This is a genomic window from Nonomuraea aridisoli, from assembly GCF_003236395.1.
Taxonomy (GTDB): Bacteria; Actinomycetota; Actinomycetes; order Streptosporangiales; family Streptosporangiaceae; genus Nonomuraea; species Nonomuraea aridisoli.
Genome location: NZ_POUD01000188.1, coordinates 1 through 18,440, shown reverse-complemented (window position 1 = coordinate 18,440; position 18,440 = coordinate 1). Strand labels below are relative to the sequence as shown.

Annotated in this window: 18 protein-coding genes; 8 read left to right on the top strand and 10 right to left on the bottom strand. The window is 71.3% G+C overall.

The window, feature by feature from the left end; all coding sequences use genetic code 11:
- Nucleotides 1-243: 243 nt before the first annotated feature.
- The 4 genes from C1J01_RS33085 to C1J01_RS33070 all read right to left on the bottom strand — a co-directional run bounded on the left by C1J01_RS33085 (nt 244) and on the right by C1J01_RS33070 (nt 4,575).
- The gene (locus C1J01_RS33085) at nt 244-1,632 is read right to left on the bottom strand and encodes an MFS transporter (protein WP_235854832.1); all 1,389 of its coding nucleotides are present in this window, start codon (nt 1,630-1,632) and stop codon (nt 244-246) included.
- 42 nt (nt 1,633-1,674) lie between these two features.
- Nucleotides 1,675-2,553 carry a zinc metalloprotease gene (locus C1J01_RS33080; protein WP_111182901.1) on the bottom strand — a complete coding sequence of 293 codons (879 nt, stop codon included), beginning with the start codon at nt 2,551-2,553 and terminating at the stop codon, nt 1,675-1,677.
- Nucleotides 2,554-2,631: 78 nt separating this feature from the next.
- Nucleotides 2,632-2,889: a DUF3039 domain-containing protein gene (locus C1J01_RS33075; protein WP_111182900.1), complete on the bottom strand. Its 258-nt coding sequence runs from the start codon at nt 2,887-2,889 to the stop codon at nt 2,632-2,634.
- A gap of 90 nt (nt 2,890-2,979) precedes the next feature.
- Complete coding sequence (locus C1J01_RS33070; RefSeq protein WP_111182899.1) at nt 2,980-4,575, bottom strand: MFS transporter; 1,596 nt, start codon at nt 4,573-4,575, stop codon at nt 2,980-2,982.
- Nucleotides 4,576-4,734: 159 nt separating this feature from the next.
- On the opposite strand from C1J01_RS33070, the gene C1J01_RS33065 reads away from it, so the two are divergent.
- Entirely contained in the window at nt 4,735-5,343 is a 609-nt protein-coding gene (locus C1J01_RS33065; protein WP_181449091.1) for a TetR/AcrR family transcriptional regulator, read from the top strand.
- Here C1J01_RS33065 and C1J01_RS33060 read toward each other — a convergent pair.
- Nucleotides 5,340-5,918: a YqgE/AlgH family protein gene (locus C1J01_RS33060; protein ID WP_111182897.1), complete on the bottom strand. Its 579-nt coding sequence runs from the start codon at nt 5,916-5,918 to the stop codon at nt 5,340-5,342. The two genes, C1J01_RS33065 and C1J01_RS33060, sit on opposite strands and share 4 nt — an antisense overlap.
- A gap of 111 nt (nt 5,919-6,029) precedes the next feature.
- Here C1J01_RS33060 and C1J01_RS33055 point away from each other — a divergent pair, with 111 nt between their 5' ends.
- Nucleotides 6,030-6,539, top strand: a complete 510-nt coding sequence (locus C1J01_RS33055) for a hypothetical protein (RefSeq protein WP_111182896.1) — start codon at nt 6,030-6,032, stop codon at nt 6,537-6,539.
- Between the two features lie 3 nt (nt 6,540-6,542).
- Here the strand turns inward: C1J01_RS33055 and C1J01_RS33050 are convergent, their stop codons facing one another.
- Complete coding sequence (locus C1J01_RS33050; RefSeq protein WP_111182895.1) at nt 6,543-7,160, bottom strand: TetR/AcrR family transcriptional regulator; 618 nt, start codon at nt 7,158-7,160, stop codon at nt 6,543-6,545.
- A 67-nt stretch (nt 7,161-7,227) separates the two neighbouring features.
- On the opposite strand from C1J01_RS33050, the gene C1J01_RS33045 reads away from it, so the two are divergent.
- Genes C1J01_RS33045 through C1J01_RS33025 form a run of 5 tightly spaced genes read left to right on the top strand, consistent with a single transcriptional unit; the run spans nt 7,228 to nt 13,019 of the window.
- Entirely contained in the window at nt 7,228-8,601 is a 1,374-nt protein-coding gene (locus tag C1J01_RS33045) for an MFS transporter (RefSeq protein WP_111182894.1), read from the top strand.
- A gap of 20 nt (nt 8,602-8,621) precedes the next feature.
- Nucleotides 8,622-9,371, top strand: a complete 750-nt coding sequence (locus tag C1J01_RS33040) for an IclR family transcriptional regulator (RefSeq protein WP_111182903.1) — start codon at nt 8,622-8,624, stop codon at nt 9,369-9,371.
- A gap of 54 nt (nt 9,372-9,425) precedes the next feature.
- A complete protein-coding gene (gene glpK, locus C1J01_RS33035) occupies nt 9,426-10,919 on the top strand; it encodes a glycerol kinase GlpK (RefSeq protein ID WP_111182893.1) in 1,494 nt (497 codons plus the stop codon).
- Nucleotides 10,920-10,929: 10 nt separating this feature from the next.
- Nucleotides 10,930-12,486, top strand: coding sequence for a glycerol-3-phosphate dehydrogenase/oxidase (locus tag C1J01_RS33030; RefSeq protein ID WP_111182892.1), 1,557 nt, complete (start codon nt 10,930-10,932; stop codon nt 12,484-12,486).
- A 38-nt stretch (nt 12,487-12,524) separates the two neighbouring features.
- Nucleotides 12,525-13,019: a hypothetical protein gene (locus tag C1J01_RS33025; protein WP_111182891.1), complete on the top strand. Its 495-nt coding sequence runs from the start codon at nt 12,525-12,527 to the stop codon at nt 13,017-13,019.
- A 256-nt stretch (nt 13,020-13,275) separates the two neighbouring features.
- Here the strand turns inward: C1J01_RS33025 and C1J01_RS33020 are convergent, their stop codons facing one another.
- From C1J01_RS33020 to C1J01_RS33005, 4 genes are read right to left on the bottom strand one after another with little or no spacing between them, the layout of a single operon-like run.
- Complete coding sequence (locus tag C1J01_RS33020) at nt 13,276-14,685, bottom strand: NAD-dependent malic enzyme (protein ID WP_111182890.1); 1,410 nt, start codon at nt 14,683-14,685, stop codon at nt 13,276-13,278.
- Between the two features lie 56 nt (nt 14,686-14,741).
- Nucleotides 14,742-15,371 carry a cytidylate kinase-like family protein gene (locus tag C1J01_RS33015; RefSeq protein WP_111182889.1) on the bottom strand — a complete coding sequence of 210 codons (630 nt, stop codon included), beginning with the start codon at nt 15,369-15,371 and terminating at the stop codon, nt 14,742-14,744.
- Nucleotides 15,372-15,380: 9 nt separating this feature from the next.
- Complete coding sequence (locus C1J01_RS33010) at nt 15,381-16,319, bottom strand: tetratricopeptide repeat protein (protein ID WP_111182888.1); 939 nt, start codon at nt 16,317-16,319, stop codon at nt 15,381-15,383.
- On the bottom strand, nt 16,303-16,854 hold the full coding sequence (locus C1J01_RS33005; protein WP_111182887.1) for a MarR family winged helix-turn-helix transcriptional regulator: 552 nt from the start codon (nt 16,852-16,854) through the stop codon (nt 16,303-16,305). Before C1J01_RS33005 ends, C1J01_RS33010 begins: the two co-directional genes overlap by 17 nt.
- Nucleotides 16,855-17,134: 280 nt before the next feature.
- On the opposite strand from C1J01_RS33005, the gene C1J01_RS33000 reads away from it, so the two are divergent.
- Nucleotides 17,135-18,440: hypothetical protein (locus C1J01_RS33000; protein WP_146615810.1), on the top strand; the 1,306-nt coding region annotated here is incomplete at its 3' end.

Sequence of the window (18,440 nt, the reverse complement as noted above, 5' to 3'; positions counted from 1 at the left end):
CCGTAGGGGTGGGAGCGGTCGCGACGGACGCGTGGGGGCTGCTCGTCGCGGCGCGGGTCCCGCGCGGGCTCCGGATCCTCTGGAGGAGTACGGCGGTGCCTGGGCCCCGTCTGAGGGGGCCAGACACGATGATCACCCTCCATTGGCACCTCCTTGCCCGCTGTCCTATCACCCCGCGCGATCGCCATCAGGCGAACGGTGACCGCTGTGACAGGTGGGACGGAATTCAGCGCCCCCGTACGCTCACCCGGCGCTCCGTGTACGCCCCGCGAGCACCACGGCGCTCAGCGCGACCGCGGCCATCAGTCCCGAGATGATGACGAACCCGGTGTCGATCCGCGCGTGCCCGACCACGTTCACCAGCGCTCCCCCGATCCCGATCGCCAGGGCCGAGCCGAGCTGGTCGGACACCGACAGGGCGGCCGAGTTCGCCCCCTGCTCGTTCACCGGCGACTGGTGCATGGCGGTCACGCTGACGGTGGTCATGCCGAAGCCCATGCCGAGCCCGGCCACCATCCACGCGGGCGCGGCGACCCACCCGCTCACCCCCGGCAGCACGGACGGCACGCACAGCAGGATCGCCACCATGACACAGGCCGCGCCCATCCTGATCCGCCGGTCCGCCTCGCCGGTCCGCCTGCTCTGCAGGTACGACCCGGCCGACCAGCCGAGCGCCCCGGCGGTCAACGCGATGCCCGCGTCCGCGGTGCCGAAGGACTTCACCTCCTGCAGCGCCAGCGGGATGAAGGCGTTCACCCCGAAGAACGCCGCCGAGAACAGCCCCCGCATGAGCACGGTCGTCGGCAGCCCGCGCGCGAACCGCAACGCCCCCGGGGGCAGCAGCCGGTAGAGCCCGTAGATCAGGAGCGCCAGCCCGGCCGCCGTCTCGACGGACGCGGTGACGGGGTGCGTGTGCAGCCGGTCGACGCCGTGCAGCAGCAGCCCGGCCCCGCCGGCCGTGGACGTGGCGGCCAGCGTCATCGCCACCGGCTGCGAGCGCGGCCCGTCCCCCGGCTCCGCCTCGGCCCCTGATCCGATGCGCAGCGCGGGGACGAGCATCGCCAGCGCGGGCACCACCAGCGGGATGATGCCGAAGAACACGTACCGCCAGCCCCACTGGTCGCCGACGAATCCGGCCACCGCGGGCCCGACCATGGCCGGCACCACCCAGGCCGCGGAGACGGCGGCGAACGCCTTGGGCCGTACCTCCAGCGCGTAGACACGGGCGATCATCACGTACAGCGCCACGATGGTCGCGCCCGCGCCGAGCCCCTGGACGGCCCGCGACACCAGGAACAGCGCCGCGGAGGTCGAGGCCCCGGCCAGCGCCATGCCGGCGACGAACAGCACCACCCCGGCCAGGAACGGCACCGGGTAACCGCGCCGGTCGGACCAGAGCCCCGCCACCACGTTCATGAACAGGCTGGCGATGAGGAACGCGGAGAAGCTGATCCCGTACAGGTCGAGCGCGTCCAGCTCCTCGGCGACGGCCGGCATCACGACGCCCACCGACATGCCCTCGAAGGCGACCAGGGTGACGACCAGGAGGATGCCCAAGGTGGCGGTGCGGTACCGGGGGGACAGGATGCCGGCGGGCCGGTGGGGAGCGTCGAGTGCTTTTGGTGCTGTCACCCGCACATCGTAATTGCCGCAAATCCCCCTGCGGAGCCGCCGTCAGACCTCCGGTGCGGTGCGGTAGGCCATCCACATCTCGCGCATCCGCCGTGCCTGTCCCGCCGTGAACTCCTTCATGCAGCGGTCATGGGCGTAGTCCATGAAGTTGTGGATCGGGTCGGCTCCGTGGTGCTCGGCGCAGGTGTCCTTGTTCTCCGGGCACCCCTCGGTCGGCCGCGCCTCGGGCGAGGTGTCGTCGATGCCGTCGCCCGGCTCGCGGCAGGCGTTCTCGAACGTGTGGAAGAGCCCGAGCCAGTGACCGATCTCATGGACGCCGGTGAAGCCGCGGTTGTAGTTGGTCATCGGGCCGCCGGGCAGGGTGCGCCAGTCGATCACGACGCCGTCGAGCGCCGGGGCGCCGGCGTACCAGTAGGGGTAGGCGGCGAAGCCCAGCATGAGCCGGCTGAGCTGGGCGATGTAGAGGTTGAGCGTGCGCGCCCCGCCGTGGTGCAGCGCGTTCTTCATGGCGCTCTCGTGGCCGACGGGATCGGCGAACCAGGCGGCGTCGTCCACCACCGCGACGCGGTCGAGGCGGAAGCGCACACCCGTGTCGACGCCGCCGAACTCACCGGCGTACGCGGAGTTGAGCACGTCGATCTGGGCGCGCACGCTCTCGTCGGTGACCAGCCGCTCGCCGCGGGTCAGGAGGTGCACCCGGACGGGCACGGTGATCTCGGCGGGCACCGTGACGCCGGCGAGCAGCTCGCGCAGCTCGGCCTTGACCTTGGCGACGTCCTGCGGTTTGGGCGAGCGCGGCCCCGGTGTCCGCGGCGCGTGACGCGCGCAACCGGCCGCGAACGCGGCCTCGTGCCGGAGCGGCGGGGTGAACCCGACCGCGAGCAGGCATGCCAACGAGACGGCGGTCGCGCGCCGGACCATGCAATCCCCCCACTACGGTATGAGCTGATGTGGCTACAGACCGTAGTGGAGTATGTCGAGGTTAACGCTCAGCAACACTCACTGGTCGCCGTCACCGTCGCCGCCGCCCTGCGGCAGGCCCTCGTAGATCTCCTTGCACTCGGGGCACACCGGGTATTTCTTGGGGTCGCGGCTGGGCACCCAGACCTTGCCGCACAGGGCGCGGATGGGCGTGCCGGTCACCATGCTCTCGGTGATCTTGTGCTTGTCCGCGTAGTGGGCGAACCGCTCGTGATCGCCGTCGCCGTGCGACGTCCGCGGAGTGGTCTCCTGCTCTGGGAGGATCTTCGTGCTCACCCCATCGAGTTTATGCCCCCCGCGGCCGGGCCCCGACACGACGACGCGGCCCCCGCCGGTCAGGCGGGAGCCGCGTCGTGGTGACGGATGTCAGCCCATGTGGACCGGCACGCCCTCGGTCTTGCGTCCGACCTTGACGAAGAACGTCAGCAGGGCGGTGATCACCGCGATGCAGGTGCTGACCAGGAAGGCCACGTGCATGCCGGACATGAACGAGCTGTGCACGGCGTCGGTGATCTGCTGCGGCACGCCGGGAGGCGCGGCGCCGAACGCGGCCGCCTTCTCCAGCAGGGTCATCTGCTCGGGCGGGATCGCCTGGGCCGCGGGGCCGAGGTTGCCGGGCAGCGTGTCGGAGATCTCGGAGGCCATCACGGCGCCCAGGATCGCGGTGCCGAGCGCGCCGCCGACCTGCATGGCCGACTGCTGCACGCCGCCCGCGACGCCGCTGAGGTCGACCGGGGCGTTGCCCACGATGATCTCGGTGGCGCCGACGAAGACCGGCGACATGCCGAAGGCGAGCAGCACGAACGGGATGGCGGTCTCGACGAACGAGGCGTCGATGCTGAGCCGCGACATGAGGAACATCGCCAGCGCGGTGATCAGCAGACCGCCCGCCATCGACAACTTCGGCCCGATCCGGCCGATCGCCATGCCGGACAGCGGCGAGGCGATGATCATGCCGGCGCTCATCGGCAGCATGTAGAGGCCGGCCTCCAGCGGCGACAGCCCGTGCACGCCCTGGAAGAAGAAGCCCAGGAAGAACATCGCGCCGAACATCGCGAACGCGACCATCATCATCAGCAGGGTGCCGATGGAGATCGAGGCGTTCCTGAACAGCGACAGCGGCACCAGCGGCTGCTTCGCCGCGGCCTGCCAGAGGACGAACGCCAGCAGCAGCACCACGAACGCGCCCGTGAAGGTCAGCGTCGTGCTGTCGGTCCAGCCCCACTCGGGGGCCTTGATGATCGTCCAGACCAGCGAGAACATCGCGCCGGACAGCAGCACCACGCCGAGCCAGTCGATGCGGGCCATGGAGGGCGTGCGGTTCTCCTTGATCAGGGCGACGCCCATGACCAGGGCGATGATGCCGACGGGCGCGTTGATGAAGAAGACCGACTCCCAGTTGACCTTCTCGACCAGCACGCCGCCGACGATCGGGCCCGCGGCGCTCGACAGGCCGATGATGGCGCCCCAGGCGCCCATCGCCTGGTGCAGCTTCTCGCCGGGGAACGCGCTGCGCAGCAGGGCCAGGGCGGCGGGCTGCAGCAGCGCGCCGAACAGGCCCTGAAGGACGCGCAGGCCGATCAGCATGCCGATCGGGGTCACACCGGGAATGACGTCGGCCAGTTCGGCGCTGAGGCCGATGCCCACCGAGGACACCGCGAAGCCGGCCACACCGATGAGAAAGACGCGCTTGTGCCCGAACAGGTCGCCCAGCTTGCCCGCCGTGATCAGGAAGACCGCCAGCGCGAGCAGGTAGCCGCTCGTCACCCACTGGAGGTCTGACAGCGAGGCCTTCAGGTCGGCCTGGATCACCGGGTTGGCGATGCCGACGACCGTGCCGTCGAGCATCACCATGATGACGCCCAGGCTGACCGCCAGCAGCACCAGCCACGGATTTCCGCTGGTCCCCCCCTTGGCGGCCTCGGGCGATGACGGCGCGCCGACCGCCTCCGCGTGAGCCATGTAAGTCCCCCTCGTTACCCGTAGCACCCCACACCGGGGCACAGCTCTCGTAAGCCCCGGTAATCTATGGCAGCAGATGACATAAGACAACCGATTTTCAATCGGCATCCTATGACTTATGGCACACTATGACAGAATAGTTTCACAGAGGTGACGGCTGTGGGTCTTCGGGAACGCAAGAAGGAGAAGACGCGTCTGGCGATCATCGACGCCGCGCTGGATCTTTTCCTCGAACAAGGATACGACTCGACCACGGTCGAGCAGATAGCGGGGGCGGTCGACGTCTCCCCCCGCACGTTCTTCCGTTACTTCACCAGCAAGGATCACCTGGCGCTGTGGTTCCACGACCACGGCGAGGAGATCATCCTGGAGACCCTGGCGGACCGCCCGCGGGACGAGCCGCCGTTCACCGCGCTCATGCACGCGCTGCGCGCGGTCCTCACCGACGTCGAGTGCTCAACGGGCGAGGACGCCGAACGGTTCCTGAAGCTGCGCCGGCTCCTCGACGCCAACCCCCACCTCATCGGCCGGTCGGTGGCGAGGGGTGCGCAGACCGAGCGCCGCCTGGCCGAGGTGATCGCCGCACGCCGGGGCGTCGACCCCGACAAGGACCAGCTCACCCACCTGATCGTGGCGTTCGCGATGTCCACCATGCGCGTCGGCTTCGAGTGTCCGCGCCGCGACGGCACCGTGGCCGAGATCGTCACCCGCATGGCCGAGAGCATCGACCTGGCCGAGCGTTCGCTGCGGCCGGGCTGGGACCTCTAGTTCAGCGTCGGGTCGTCCGGACAGGTCGCCACGAACGCCAGCTCGCCGCGCTGACGGCGCAGCACGTGCCGCCACAGTGAGGCGGGGTCGGCGTGGAAGGTGTCGCCGACCTCGGAGTCGACGATGTACCAGGCGCCCTCGGCGATCTCGCTCTCCAGCTGCCCCGACGTCCACCCGGCATAGCCGGCGAAGATGCGCATCTGCGCGATCTCCCCCTGCAGGATCTCGGGTGGCGCGTCGAGGTCGACCGTGCCGAGCCGCGAGACCGCGTCGGTGCCGGCGTGCAGCCGGCGCCAGCCGAGCGGCTCCTCCCCGCTCGGGACCGCCGCGAGCGCGAGCGCACTGTCGGTCTGCACGGGCCCGCCCTCGAAGAGCACGGGAGGCCCCGTCACCAGCGGATCCCACACCGGGAGCACCTGTGTCACCGAGATGTCGCTCGGCCTGTTGAGCACGACGCCCAGAGTGCCGCCGTCGCGGTCGTGTTCGAGAATCAGCACGACGCTACGCCGGAAATTGGGGTCGTCGAGAAGCGGCGTCGCCACCAACAAACCGCCGACGTAGATCGCTTCCGCCATACATCCATCATGAAGGGTAATGGGGGGCGCGCGCTCCCCCGGTGGGTCGATGTTACTTTTCGTAGCCACTTGGGCACCTTAGGTAGCAAAGATCACATCCGGGGGGAGTTCATGCGCATCGGTACCCGCCTCGTCCTGGCCGCACTGCCGCTGGGCGGCGCGCTCTTCCTGCCGGCCGCCGCGTGGGCGTGGCCGCGGCCCGACTCCGGTGACCCGTTCACGATGACGGTGGACGACGTGGCGTGCCGTACGGGCCGGGCGACCGCCCGGCTGCACAACCAGACCCGCCGGCCAGTCCGGTTCGACCTGCAGGCCGACGGCGAGAACGTGGCCAGCGGGTCGATCCCGGCCCGCGAGTCGATCGTCCGGCACATCGCCGTCAGGAAGGGCAGCGCCGCCGAGGTGGAGGCGTACTCGGTGCCGGAGGGCGAGCCCGACGCGCTGATCGACTCCACTCGCGTCGACAACGACTGCTCCTGGGGCCGCGGCCGGGACCGCCGCCTGCCCTACACGGGCCTGCCCACCGACCTCGCCGCCAAGCTCGCCACCGCGGGCGGCCTGGTCATCACGGGCGGCATCCTGTGGTGGTACGGCTCCATCTGGCCCCGCTCGACCCCCTGACGCTCAACCCGGCGACACGAACGCCCCGGCCCGGGCGGCGGCCAGGGTGCGCGCCACCGACCGTTCGGCGTCCTCTCGCGTCACCGGCTCCCTGCTGACCACCAGGCGGTAGTAGAGCGGGGCCGAGATCGCCCTGATCACCTCCGCGCCGTCGGTCCCCTCGGGCAACTCCCCCCGCTTGACGGCCAGGTCGACGGCGCCGGCCCACTCCTGGATCCGGCGGGAGTAGAACGCCCGCAGCCCCTGGGCGGCCTGCTCGTCGCAGGTCGCGGCGGCGATCATCGCCTGCAACGTGGGGCCGAGCCGCCCGTCGTGCAGCGCCTCCAGCACGGACAGCGCGTTGGCCAGCAGGTCGCCCTCGAGGGCGCCGGTGTCGGCGTGCGGGACGGACTGGTCGGCCAGCTCGGTCATCAGGTCGACCACCAGTCCGGCCGGGCTCCCCCAGCGCCGGTAGACCGTGGTCTTCCCGACGCCCGCGCGGACCGCCACCTGGTCCATGGTCAGGCCGTGGAAGCCGCGCTCGACCAGCTCGTCCTGGGTCGCCTCCAGCACGGCCGCGCGCACCCGCGCGGTGCGGCCTCCCGGCCGCACGGTTCCCGCCAAACGGGAAGGTTGTTCCATTAAGTCTCCTCATCGTGCTACCGTCATGCTCATCTTAACGGAACTTCAGTCCCATTAGGGGGATGACATGACCGTACTAGCCGCACGGGCCGAATCCGATCGGATGACGGGCAGGCAACGCCTCGTCCTGACGCTGCTGCTCGGCTCTCAGTTCATGCTGGCCGTGGACTTCTCCATCCTGAACGTGGCCCTGCCCGTGATCGGGCAGGGCCTCGGTTTCGCCCTGGCCGACCTGCAATGGGTGGCCACGGCGTTCGCGCTGGCGGCGGCGGGTTTCACGCTGCTGTTCGGCCGGATCGCCGACCTCTGGGGGCGGCGCAGGCTCTTCCTGGTCGGGATGGCGCTGCTGGGGCTCTCCTCGCTCGTGGGAGGGCTCGCGACCTCCCCGGGGGTGTTGCTGGGGGCGAGGGTGGCCCAGGGCCTCGCCACCGCCGTCGTCACGCCTGCCGGGCTCTCGCTGCTGACCACGTCGTTCGCCGAGGGGCCGCTGCGAGCTCGGGCACTGGGATTGAACGGGGCGCTGATGTCGGCCGGGTTCACCTCGGGCGCCATTCTAGGGGGACTCCTCACACAGGTGCTGAGCTGGCGGTGGGCGTTCCTGATCAACGTGCCCGTGGCGCTGGCCGTGCTGGTCGCGGCGCCCATGCTGCTGAAGGAGAGCCGTCCGGCCGAGCGGCCGCGGATCGACCTGCCGGGCGCGGCCACGGTGACCGCCGGCCTGCTGGCCCTGGTGTTCGGCCTGACCCGGGTCGGTGAGCACCCGGTCCAGGGCGGCGTCGCTCTCGTGGCGGGCGCGGCGCTGCTGGTGGTGTTCTGGTTCGTGGAACGGCGGTCGGCGGCGCCGCTGGTGCCGGTGGCCATCATGGCCCGGCCGAACGTGAAGTGGGGCAACCTCGCGGGGCTGCTCGCGTTCGCCACCGAGACCTCCCTGGTCTTCGTCCTGACGCTCTACCTCCAGGAGGTGCTCGGCTACTCGGCGCTGGCCACCGGGCTCGCCTTCGGCGTGCTGGGGCTCGGCACCGTGGCGGGCGGCGTCGCCGGCCCGCGCGTGCTGGCCGCGCTCGGCACCGGCAGGGCGCTGGCGGCCGGGTTCGCGGTGCAGGCCGTCGCGACGGCCTCGCTGGCCCTCCTCGGCGCCTCGGCCGGATGGATCTGGCTGCTGCTCGCGGCCACGTTCGTCGGCGGCGTGGGCAACATGGTGGCCATCGTCGCCTTCATGGTGACGGCCACGTCCGGGCTGCCCGACTCCGAGCAGGGGCTGGCCACCGGCCTGGCCACGATGACCCAGCAGGTCGGCATCACCATGGGCATCCCGATCATGAGCGCGATCGCCACGGCCGCCATGGGGTCGGTGCTCCAGGGCGTCATCGTGGCGGTGCTGGCGAACGCCGCGCTCGCGTTCGCCGGGATGCTGCGACCTCGTTCGGCAATACCGAACTGACCTGCGCTAGGGTGCGGGGCGTGGGAGAGACGATTCAGTCGGTCGAGCGGGCGGCCGCCATCCTGCGGCTGCTCGCCTCCGGCCCCCGCCAGCTGGGCGTCGCCGAGCTGGCCAGGGGGCTGGGCCTGCCCAAGGGCACGCTGCACGGCATCCTGCGCACGCTCGTCCACGTCGGCTTCGTCGAGCAGGACCCGGCCACGGGGAAGTACCGCCTCGGCGCCACGCTGCTCCACCTGGGCAGCAGCTACCTCGACGTCAACGAGCTGCGCACCCGTTCGATCAACTGGGCCGACGCGCTGGCCGGGCGCAGCAGGGAGAGCGCCTGGATCGGCACCCTGCACGAGGGCCACGTCCTGGTGATCCACCACGTCTTCCGCCCGGACGACAGCATGCAGACGCTGCAGGTGGGCACGTATCTGCCAACGCACGCCAGCGCGCTGGGCAAGGTCCTGCTGGCCCACGACCCGTACGCCGAGCCGGCCGCGCCGCCCCTGCGACCGCACACGAAACACACCGTCATCGACCCCGGGGCGCTGGAGGAGGAGCTCGAACGGGTCAGGACGCGCGGCTGGGCGGCCGAGATGGAGGAGCTCGTGGACGGAGAGGTGGCCATCGCGGCCCCGATCAAAGACCGGCGCGGCGTCGTCGTGGGCGCCATCGGCATCCGCGGCGCCGTCGAGCGCCTGGCCACCGACGGGGCCCTGCACATGGAGTACGTCTCCTACGTCCGTGACGCCGCCCGCGCCATCACCCGTGACCTGGCGAGATGACCCCTTGATGACCCTACGGCGCACCGAATACGATTCGTTCGGCATTGTCGAACCATGAGCCTTGCGAGGAACCCAGTGCCCCGACCGCACTACGTCGCAGCCATCGACCAGGGCACCACGTCCAGCCGGTGCATCCTCTTCGACGAGGGCGGCAACATCATCTCCGTCGCCCAGCGCGAGCACCGCCAGATCTTCCCCAAGCCCGGCTGGGTCGAGCACGACGCCGAGGAGATCTGGCAGAACGTGCGGGCCGTCATGAGCGAGGCCGTGACCGGCGCCGGCATCGAGGTCGGCCAGGTCGCCGCACTGGGCATCACCAACCAGCGCGAGACCACGGTGTTGTGGGACCGCGCCACCGGCCGCCCGGTCTGCCCCGCGGTCGTCTGGCAGGACACCCGCACCGACGCGCTCACCAAGGCGCTGGGCGAGCACGAGAGCCTGTTCAGGGAGAAGGCCGGGCTGCCGCTGACGACGTACTTCTCCGGCCCCAAGATCCGCTGGCTGCTCGACGCGTACGGGCTGCGGGAGCGGGCCGAGCGCGGCGAGGTGCTGTTCGGCACGATGGACAGCTGGCTGCTGTGGAACCTCACCGGCCGCCACGTCACCGACGTGACCAACGCCAGCCGCACGATGCTCATGAACATCCACACCCTGGCCTGGGACGACGAGCTGCTCGACGTGCTCGGCGTGCCGCGCGCGATGCTGCCGGAGATCCGCCCGTCCGCCGAGGTCTACGGCCACACCGCCGAGGGCGTCCCGGTGGCCTCGGCCCTCGGCGACCAGCAGGCGGCGCTGTTCGGGCAGACCTGCTTCGAGCCCGGCGAGACCAAGAGCACGTACGGCTCGGGCAGCTTCCTGGTCATGAACACCGGGCACGAGCCGGTCGCCTCCAAGCACGGCCTGCTGACCACGGTCGGCTACCAGATCGGCGACGGCCCGGCCACGTACGCGCTGGAGGGCGCCATCGCGGTCGCCGGCTCGCTGGTGCAGTGGCTGCGCGACAACATGGGCCTGATCTCCAGCGCGGCCGAGATCGAGACGCTGGCCAAGACGGTCGACGACAACGGCGGCTGCTACTTCGTCCCGGCCTTCTCCGGGCTGTTCGCGCCGCACTGGCGCTCCGACGCGCGCGGCGTGATCGCGGGGCTGACCGGGTTCGTCACCAAGGGGCACGTGGCGCGGGCCGTGCTGGAGGCCACCGCCTGGCAGACCCGCGAGGTCGTGGACGCCATGAACGCCGACTCCGGCCTCGACCTGACCAACCTGCGCGCCGACGGCGGCATGACCGCCAACAACCTGCTCATGCAGACGCTCTCCGACGTGCTGGCCGTGCCGGTGATCCGGCCGATGGTCTCCGAGACCACCGCGCTCGGCGCCGCGTACGCCGCGGGCCTGTCCACCGGCTACTGGCCCGACCTCGACAGCCTGCGCGCCAACTGGCACAAGGCGGCCGAGTGGCAGCCGGCCATCGACGAGGCCGCGCGTGAGCACGAATACCGTAACTGGAAGAAGGCCGTGGCCCGCACCCTTGACTGGGTCGAGCAGTAGGAGCAGCGCAATGACGATAGCGATCGGCTCCTCCAGGGCCGAAATCCGGGATGAGCTCTCCACCACCGCCTTCGACCTGCTGGTCATCGGCGGCGGCATCCTCGGTACCTCGGTGACGTGGATGGCCGCGCAGGCCGGGCTGCGGGTGGCCATGGTCGACGCGGGCGACTTCGCCGGCGCCACCTCCAGCGCCTCCTCCAAGCTGGTCCACGGCGGCCTGCGCTACCTGCAGACCGGCAACGTCAAGCTGGTGGCCGAGAACCATCGCGAGCGGCGTGCCCTGGCCGCCGACATCGCGCCCCACCTGGTCAAGCCGCTGACCTTCCTGGTGCCGATCTACAAGGGCGGGCCGCACGGCGCCGCCAAGCTGGGCGCGGGCGTGTTCCTCTACTCCGCGCTGTCGGTCTTCGGCGACGGCATGGGCAAGGTCATCACGCCGCACCAGGCGCTGGCCAAGGTGCCGGCGCTGCGCACCGAGGGGCTGCGTGCCGCCGCCGTCTACGGCGACCACCAGATGAACGACAGCCGCGTCGCCGTCATGACCGTGCGCGCGGCCGTGGACGCCGGCGCGACCGTGCTCAACCACGCCGAGGTCGTCGGGCTGCGCAAGACGTCCGGCACCGTGACCGGCGCCGAGCTGCGCGACCGGCTCGACGGCACCGAGTTCGGCGTCTCGGCCCGCCTGGTGCTGAACGCCACCGGCCCCTGGGTCGACCACCTGCGCCGCATGGAGGACCCGAACGCCGCGCCGAGCATCCGGCTGTCCAAGGGCGCCCACCTGGTGCTGCGCCGGCACGAGCCGTGGAAGGCGGCCCTGACCACGCCGATCGACAAGTACCGCGTGTCCTTCGCCATCCCGTGGGAGGACCACCTGCTGCTCGGCACCACCGACGAGGCGTACGAGGGCGATCCGGGCGCGGTGAGCCCCACCGAGGCCGACATCGCCCAGATCCTCGACGAGGCCGGCCACGCCGTGCGCGACGAGCAGCTGCGGCGTGAGGACATCACCTACGCCTTCGCCGGCCTGCGGGTGCTGCCCGGCGGTCCCGGGGACGTCGCGGCGGCCAAGCGCGAGACGGTGGTGACGCGCGGCTCGGGCGGCATGCTGTCGGTCGCCGGCGGGAAGTGGACGACCTACCGCCACATCGGCAAGCACGTCTTCGACACCCTCGCCCGCCTGCCCGGCCGGCCGCTCGGCGACGAGATCGCCGACATCCTGCCCGCCGTGCCGCTGCCCGGCCTGGCCAGCCCCGAGGCGGTCGCCATGCGGCTGTGGACCGACCGTGAGCGCAGCGCCCGCATGGACCCGCTGGTGGCCCGCCACCTCGCCACCCACTACGGGTCGATCGCGTTCGACCTGGCCCGGCTCATCCGCGAGGACCCGGCGCTCGGCGAACGCATCCACCCCGACGGCCCCGACATCTGGGCGCAGGCCGTCTACGCCCGCGACCACGAGTGGGCCGCGACCGTCGACGACGTCGTACGCCGCCGCACGACCCTCACCGTACGGGGGCTCGACACCCCGGAGGTGCGGGCGCGCATCGCGGCGCTGCTCGGCACCGGCTGACAGGTGCCCCCTCCCCCTTCGCGGGGCAGGGGGCACACATGCGCACTCCCATCAACGAAGCCCTGATCCGGCACTTCACCGACCTGCGCGACGGCAACCACGGCCCGGCCGTCACCCGCGAGGACAAGGAACGCCTGTTCGAACGGGCTGTCGAGCTGATCGACCCCGTGGCGCGCAGGGCGCTCGACGAGGCCAACGCCGACCTGCTGCTCGGCACCGGGGAGGTGGTGGCCAGCGGGGTCACCCGCTCGCAGGAGGGCGGGCTGAACGCGATGTGGTCGCTGACCTGGCCGCAGCAGCGCGACAGCGGCGAGCAGCCGATCGCGGTGGTCGCCCACTTCGGCCGCGACTTCCACCACCCGCATCTGCGCGGCAACACGGTGGGCGACTGGCCGCTGAACGTCTTCGACGAATCGGACGCCGCCGGCCAGCTCGACACCATGCGGGTGATCGCCGCCGCCGACGCCCACAACCTGGTCTTCCAGGAGAGCTACCGCCTCATGCCCGCCATCACCACCACCGCACCCCACTGACCCGTGCCGCCGGCCGGGGCGGCGGATGGTGCCCCACTCGCGATGGCCCCCGCACCCGGCCTGCGCGAGAGGCCGGCGTTGGACCACCCAGGTGGTGCACGTCGCGGCGTTGCGGTGGCCCGCCGCGTGCGGGTCAGCGGGCGTCTTCCTGGAGGCCCTCAGCCACGTGCGGCGGGTGGTGTGACGTCGGCTCCGCCGTAACGGAGGAAAAGGCTTTTTACTCCCAGGCGAGCCGCACGCTCCCCGGAACGCGGGTTCACGCCTCGGTGAAGCCGCGCGCCCGCCCGCCCGCGCACTCGCGGACGGCGGCGGCGACGGCGGTCGCCACGTCGGGGTGGAAGACGCTCGGGATGATGTAGTTGGGCCCGAGCTCCTCCGGCGTGACGACGGCGGCCAGGGCCTCGGCGGCGGCCAGCAACATCTGCTCGGTCACCTCGCCCGCCTGCGCGTCGAGCAGCCCCCGGAACACCCCCGGGAACGCCAGCACGTTGTTGATCTGGTTGGGGAAGTCGGAGCGGCCGGTCGCCACCACCGCGGCGTGCTCGCGGGCGTCGTCGGGCGACACCTCGGGCTCCGGGTTGGCCAGCGCGAACACCACCGGGTCCTTGGCCATCGTGGCGATGTCGTCGCCGGTCAGGATGCCGGGCGCGGAGACCCCCACGAAGACGTCGGCGTCCTTGACCGCCCCGCGCAGGTCGCCGGAGTAGCCCTCTTCGTTGGTGTGCTCGGCGATCCAGCGCAGCGAGTCGTCGAGGTCGTCGCGGCCCTTGTGGACGGCGCCGAGGTAGTCGCAGACGATCACGTTACGGGCCCCGGCGGCCAGCAGCAGCCGCAGCACGGCGTTGCCCGCGGCGCCCGCGCCCGCCATGGTGATCTTGACCGTCTCCATCTTCTTGTTCACCACGCGCAGCGCGTTGGCGAGCGCGGCGAGCACGCAGATCGCGGTGCCGTGCTGGTCGTCGTGGAAGACCGGGATGTCGAGCAGCTCGCGCAGCCGCCGCTCCACCTCGAAGCAGCGCGGCGCGCCGATGTCCTCCAGGTTGATGCCGCCGAAGCCGGGCGCGATCACCTGCACGGTGCGGACGATCTCGTCGACGTCCTGCGTGTCGAGGCAGATCGGCCAGGCGTCGATGCCGGCGAAGCGTTTGAACAACGCCGCCTTGCCCTCCATGACCGGCAGCGCCGCCTCCGGGCCGATGTTGCCCAGCCCCAGCACGGCCGAGCCGTCGGTGACGACCGCGACGGTGTTGCGCTTGATGGTCAGGCGCCGCGCGTCCTCCTTGTTGCGGGCGATCGCCATGGACACCCGCGCGACGCCGGGGGTGTAGGCCATGGACAGCTCGTCGCGGTTGCGCAGCGGCACCTTCGACTTCATCTCGATCTTGCCGCCGAGGTGCATGAGGAACGTGCGGTCGGAGACCTTGTGGATGATGACGCCCTCGACGGCCTCGAGCTGGTCGACGATGGCCTGGGCGTGGTCGGTGTCGCGCGCGGCGCAGGTCACGTCGATGCGGAGCTTCTCATGGCCCGCGTTGGTGACGTCGAGGGCGGTTACGACGCCCCCGGCCGACTCTACGGCGTGGGTGAGCTGGCTGACGGCCTTGCCGCCGGCCGGCACCTCGAGACGCACGGTGATGGAGTACGACACACTCGGGACGGTCGCCACGTCAATCGCTCCTTCGGGACTGACCAAGAAGTCCTCCCATCGTAGGGGGCTTTTGGTCAATCGAGTGCAGCGGAGGCGAGGACGATGAGCTCCACACACGCAGGAACGGGAATCGTGGTGCTGTCGATGACGAGATGGTATTGGCGGGGATCGGCCGGGTCGGTCTTGTAGAAGGTGCGCACGTACGCGACGCGGGCCTGGTCGTTCTCGTTGATGATCTTGCGGGCCTCGCGTTCGCCGATCCCGCCCAGCGTGGCCGTCTGCCGGACGCGGCGCTCGATCGGCGCGTCGAGCCTGACGTGCAGCGCACCGGGGAGGCCGGCCAGCACCACCGCCCCCGCCCGGCCGAGGAACACGCCGCCCCGCTCCTGGGCGGTCTCCAGGAGGATGCGCTCGGTACGGCGCACGAACTCCTCGGGCGGCAGCGGCATCGCGCCGGGGACGTACATGTCGACGCCCCCGAACGTGACCGTCGGCAGCCGCATCGTCCCCGACAACAGCCGGCCGAGACCGCGCTCGGCGCGGTCGTCGTGGGCCAGGGCCTCCTCCAGCGTGCAGCCGAGCTCGCGGGCCACGGCGCTGGGGATGGCGCGGTCGACGAACGGCACGCCGAGCCGCTCGGCGACGGCCGGGCCTATCTGGCTGCCGGCCGTGCCGTATGTCGCCGATATCGTGACGACCCGCACACCTTCAGGCTAGAACAGCGCGCTCGCCAAGGCTCTGCGCGCTTTGGCCAAGGATGGGTCTTCTGCCGGCAATGTGTCGAAAAGGCCGAGCAGGTGACGCCTGGCGCGGTCGCGGTCGTCGCCGGAGGTGCGCTTGACCACCGCGATGACCCGGTTGAACGCCTCGTCGACCGAGCCGGACAACATCTCCAGGTCGGCGGCGAGCAGCTGGGCGTCGAGATCGGCCGGATCCTGCGCCCGCCGCTGCACCTCGGCCGGGTCGGCCTCGGCCGTGCGGCGCATCAGGTTGACGCCGGCCAGGCCCATCTTCGCGTCCTCGTTGCCGGGGGCGCGGGCCAGCAGCCGCTCGTAGGCCTCGGCCGCCGCGTCGAGGTCTCCGTTGTCGATGGCCTGCTCGGCGGCCACCATGTCGGGGTCGGCGGGCGGCCCCGCGGGGGCCTCCTGCTCCTCGCCGGCCGCGGGCGGCCGGGCGTCGGGGTTGGCCTGGTAGAACTGCTCGACCGCGGCCAGCAGCTCGTCGAGCCAGCGGCGCACCTCCTGCTCGGGCAGCACCTGCTGGAAGCCGGTGACGGCCTGGCCCTGGAAGATCGCCAGCACGGTCGGCACGGCCTGCACGCGCAGCGCCTGGGCGATCTGCGGGCTGCCGTCGACGTTGACCTTGGCCAGCACGACCCGGCCGCCGAGGTCGCCGACCACCTTCTCCAGCACCGGGCTGAGCTGGGCGCTGCCCGGCGCCCGGGGCGACCAGAGGTCGAGCACGACCGGCACGGTCATGGACCGGTCGATGACGTCGGTCGTGAACGTCTCCTCGGTCACGTCGACGATCGAGGCCGACGAGGCCGCCTGGGGACCTGCCGCCTCCCGCCGGGCCTGCGCCTCCAGTGCCTGCTTGCGCGCGCCCAGATCTATCGCTCCGTAGAGCGACCCGGGCCTAGAGAAGTCCGCCATGCTCTTCATCTTGCCGCATGGCCGGGGTGGAGAAGTCACCCGCCGCCACCCGCAACGTGCGCAGCTGGTCGAACATCCGGTGGAGTTCGTCCTCGGCGTACATCCCCAGGCCGAAGTCGGCCGCCATCAGGTCGGCGGTGGCGCGTCGCACCACGTCGCGGCCCGCCTCGGTGATCTCCGCGAGCACCCCGCGGCCGTCGCGCGGATTGGGCAGCCGGCGGACGAACCCGGACTTCTCCAGCCTGTCCACCGTGTTCGTGACGCTGGTGGGGTGGACCATGAGCCTTTCGCCGATCTTCGACAGCGGCAGCGCGCCCTTTTTGCTGAACGTCAACAGCACCAGCGCCTCATAACGGGCGAAGGTCAAGTCGTATGGCTTCAGGAGCGAGTCAAGTTGCGACAGCAGGATCTGATGCGCTCTCATGATCGAGGTAACGGCGGCCATGGCGGACGACGGCCCGAAGTGGGCGCGCCAGCTCTCCGCGGCGCGGTCGATCGGGTCGAACGGCAGGTTGAGCGGCTTGGGCTGCGACACAGCGCTACGGTAGCGCGCCGGTCGTCCCGGTTCGTCTGGTTACTCTGAGCAACAGACTTCTTCTGCTGACCAAGAATACGGACATCAATCATCACGCTCAGTTATGGTTCTCGTACGCATGGTGACGCGGACGCCAAGTCCTCCGGCCGCGGGGACCCGGCCCAGGACTGATCGCTTCCGCCTTGCCGAGGGGCACGGGGGTGCTTGATGAACTTCAACGGGAAAAAGAGTGCGTGAGCACGCGGGCGTTTCACGAGAGGAGCTGAAGCACAGCGCGGCCGTGACAGTGGCCGTGCTGCTCGCTGTCGGCCTGGTCGCGGCGTGGAACGTCCTGATACCGGGCGTGGACGCCTGGGAGAACATCGTGGCCGCGGTCATCGGTTCGCTCCGGCTGACCGGGCCCGTGGCCGCCGCCTTCGCCGCCTGGGTGGCGCTGCGCAAGCGCCGGGCGTTGCGCGGCCGGTCGCTGACGACCTGGCGGGCGCTCAAGGCGCCGCTGGCGATCGTCGTCGTGGTGCTGGGGTCGTTCGGGGCCACGGTGCTGGTGCTCGCGGTCAAGACGGTGCTGACCGACCAGGCGGGCCGGCTGAGCCTGTCTGCGCTCGGCATGGGCATGGCCGGGCTGGCGCTCTACTCGGTGATCGGGTGGGTGGCCGGCTGGGTGCTGCCGAGGCCGTACACACCGGCGGTCGCCGGGCTGGCCTGCTATGTGGTGTTCTCGTGGCTGGCCGACGACCGCGGGTGGGCCGACAAGCTGGCGCCCGGCACGGGTGAGCCGTACGACCTGTTCCAGGGGCTGGGCGGGGCGCCGTTCTTCGACCAGACGATCTGGCTGCTCGGCATCACGGCGGCGCTGCTGCTCGGCTGGGCGGCGCTCGTGACGCGGCAGGCCACGGTGCTGGCGTGCGCGCTGCTGGGCGTGTTGTGCGCCGGCATGGGCGTCACGCGGGTGCTGGCCGAGCCGAAGCCGGCCGCGGCCAAGGACATCTCCCACAGCTGCCACGAATGGCCGATCACGGTGTGCGTGCACCCCGGGATGCGTGCGGGGCTGACCGAGCTGGGGGCGGCGTTCACGCAGATCGCCTCCCGGCTGGCGGGCACGCCCGCCGCGTTCACGCTGGTGGAGCAGCGGCCGCTCGACGAGGAGCTGAAGCCGTCGTACGGCCTCGCGCCGGTGCACATTCCCGACCTCTCCGCCGGGTTCGCGGAGGAGGCGGCGTACGAGTACATCGAGGCGCTCGCCCCCCGCTGCGACAACGCGGTCGCCGAGGGCTACCGGGGCATCGTGGTGGCCTGGCTGCGCGGCGAGCCGCTGCCGGGGGCGCCGCTGCCGGAGCACCAGTACGCGACCGCGTGGTTCTCGTCCCTCAGCGAGCACCAGCGGCGCGAGTGGCTGCGCATGTTCTTCAGCGACTTCCAGGGCTGCCGGCTGTCGAGCACCCACTTCGGCGGCGGGCCGGCGCAGGCGCCGCAGGTGGCGCCGCCCGTCACGCGGCCGACCTCCGGGACGAGCCAGGTCTACCCGGTCTACCCGGAGCCGGCCCCCACGCCCTCGGCCGCTCCGGCCCCGGCCGTCCCGGCCACGC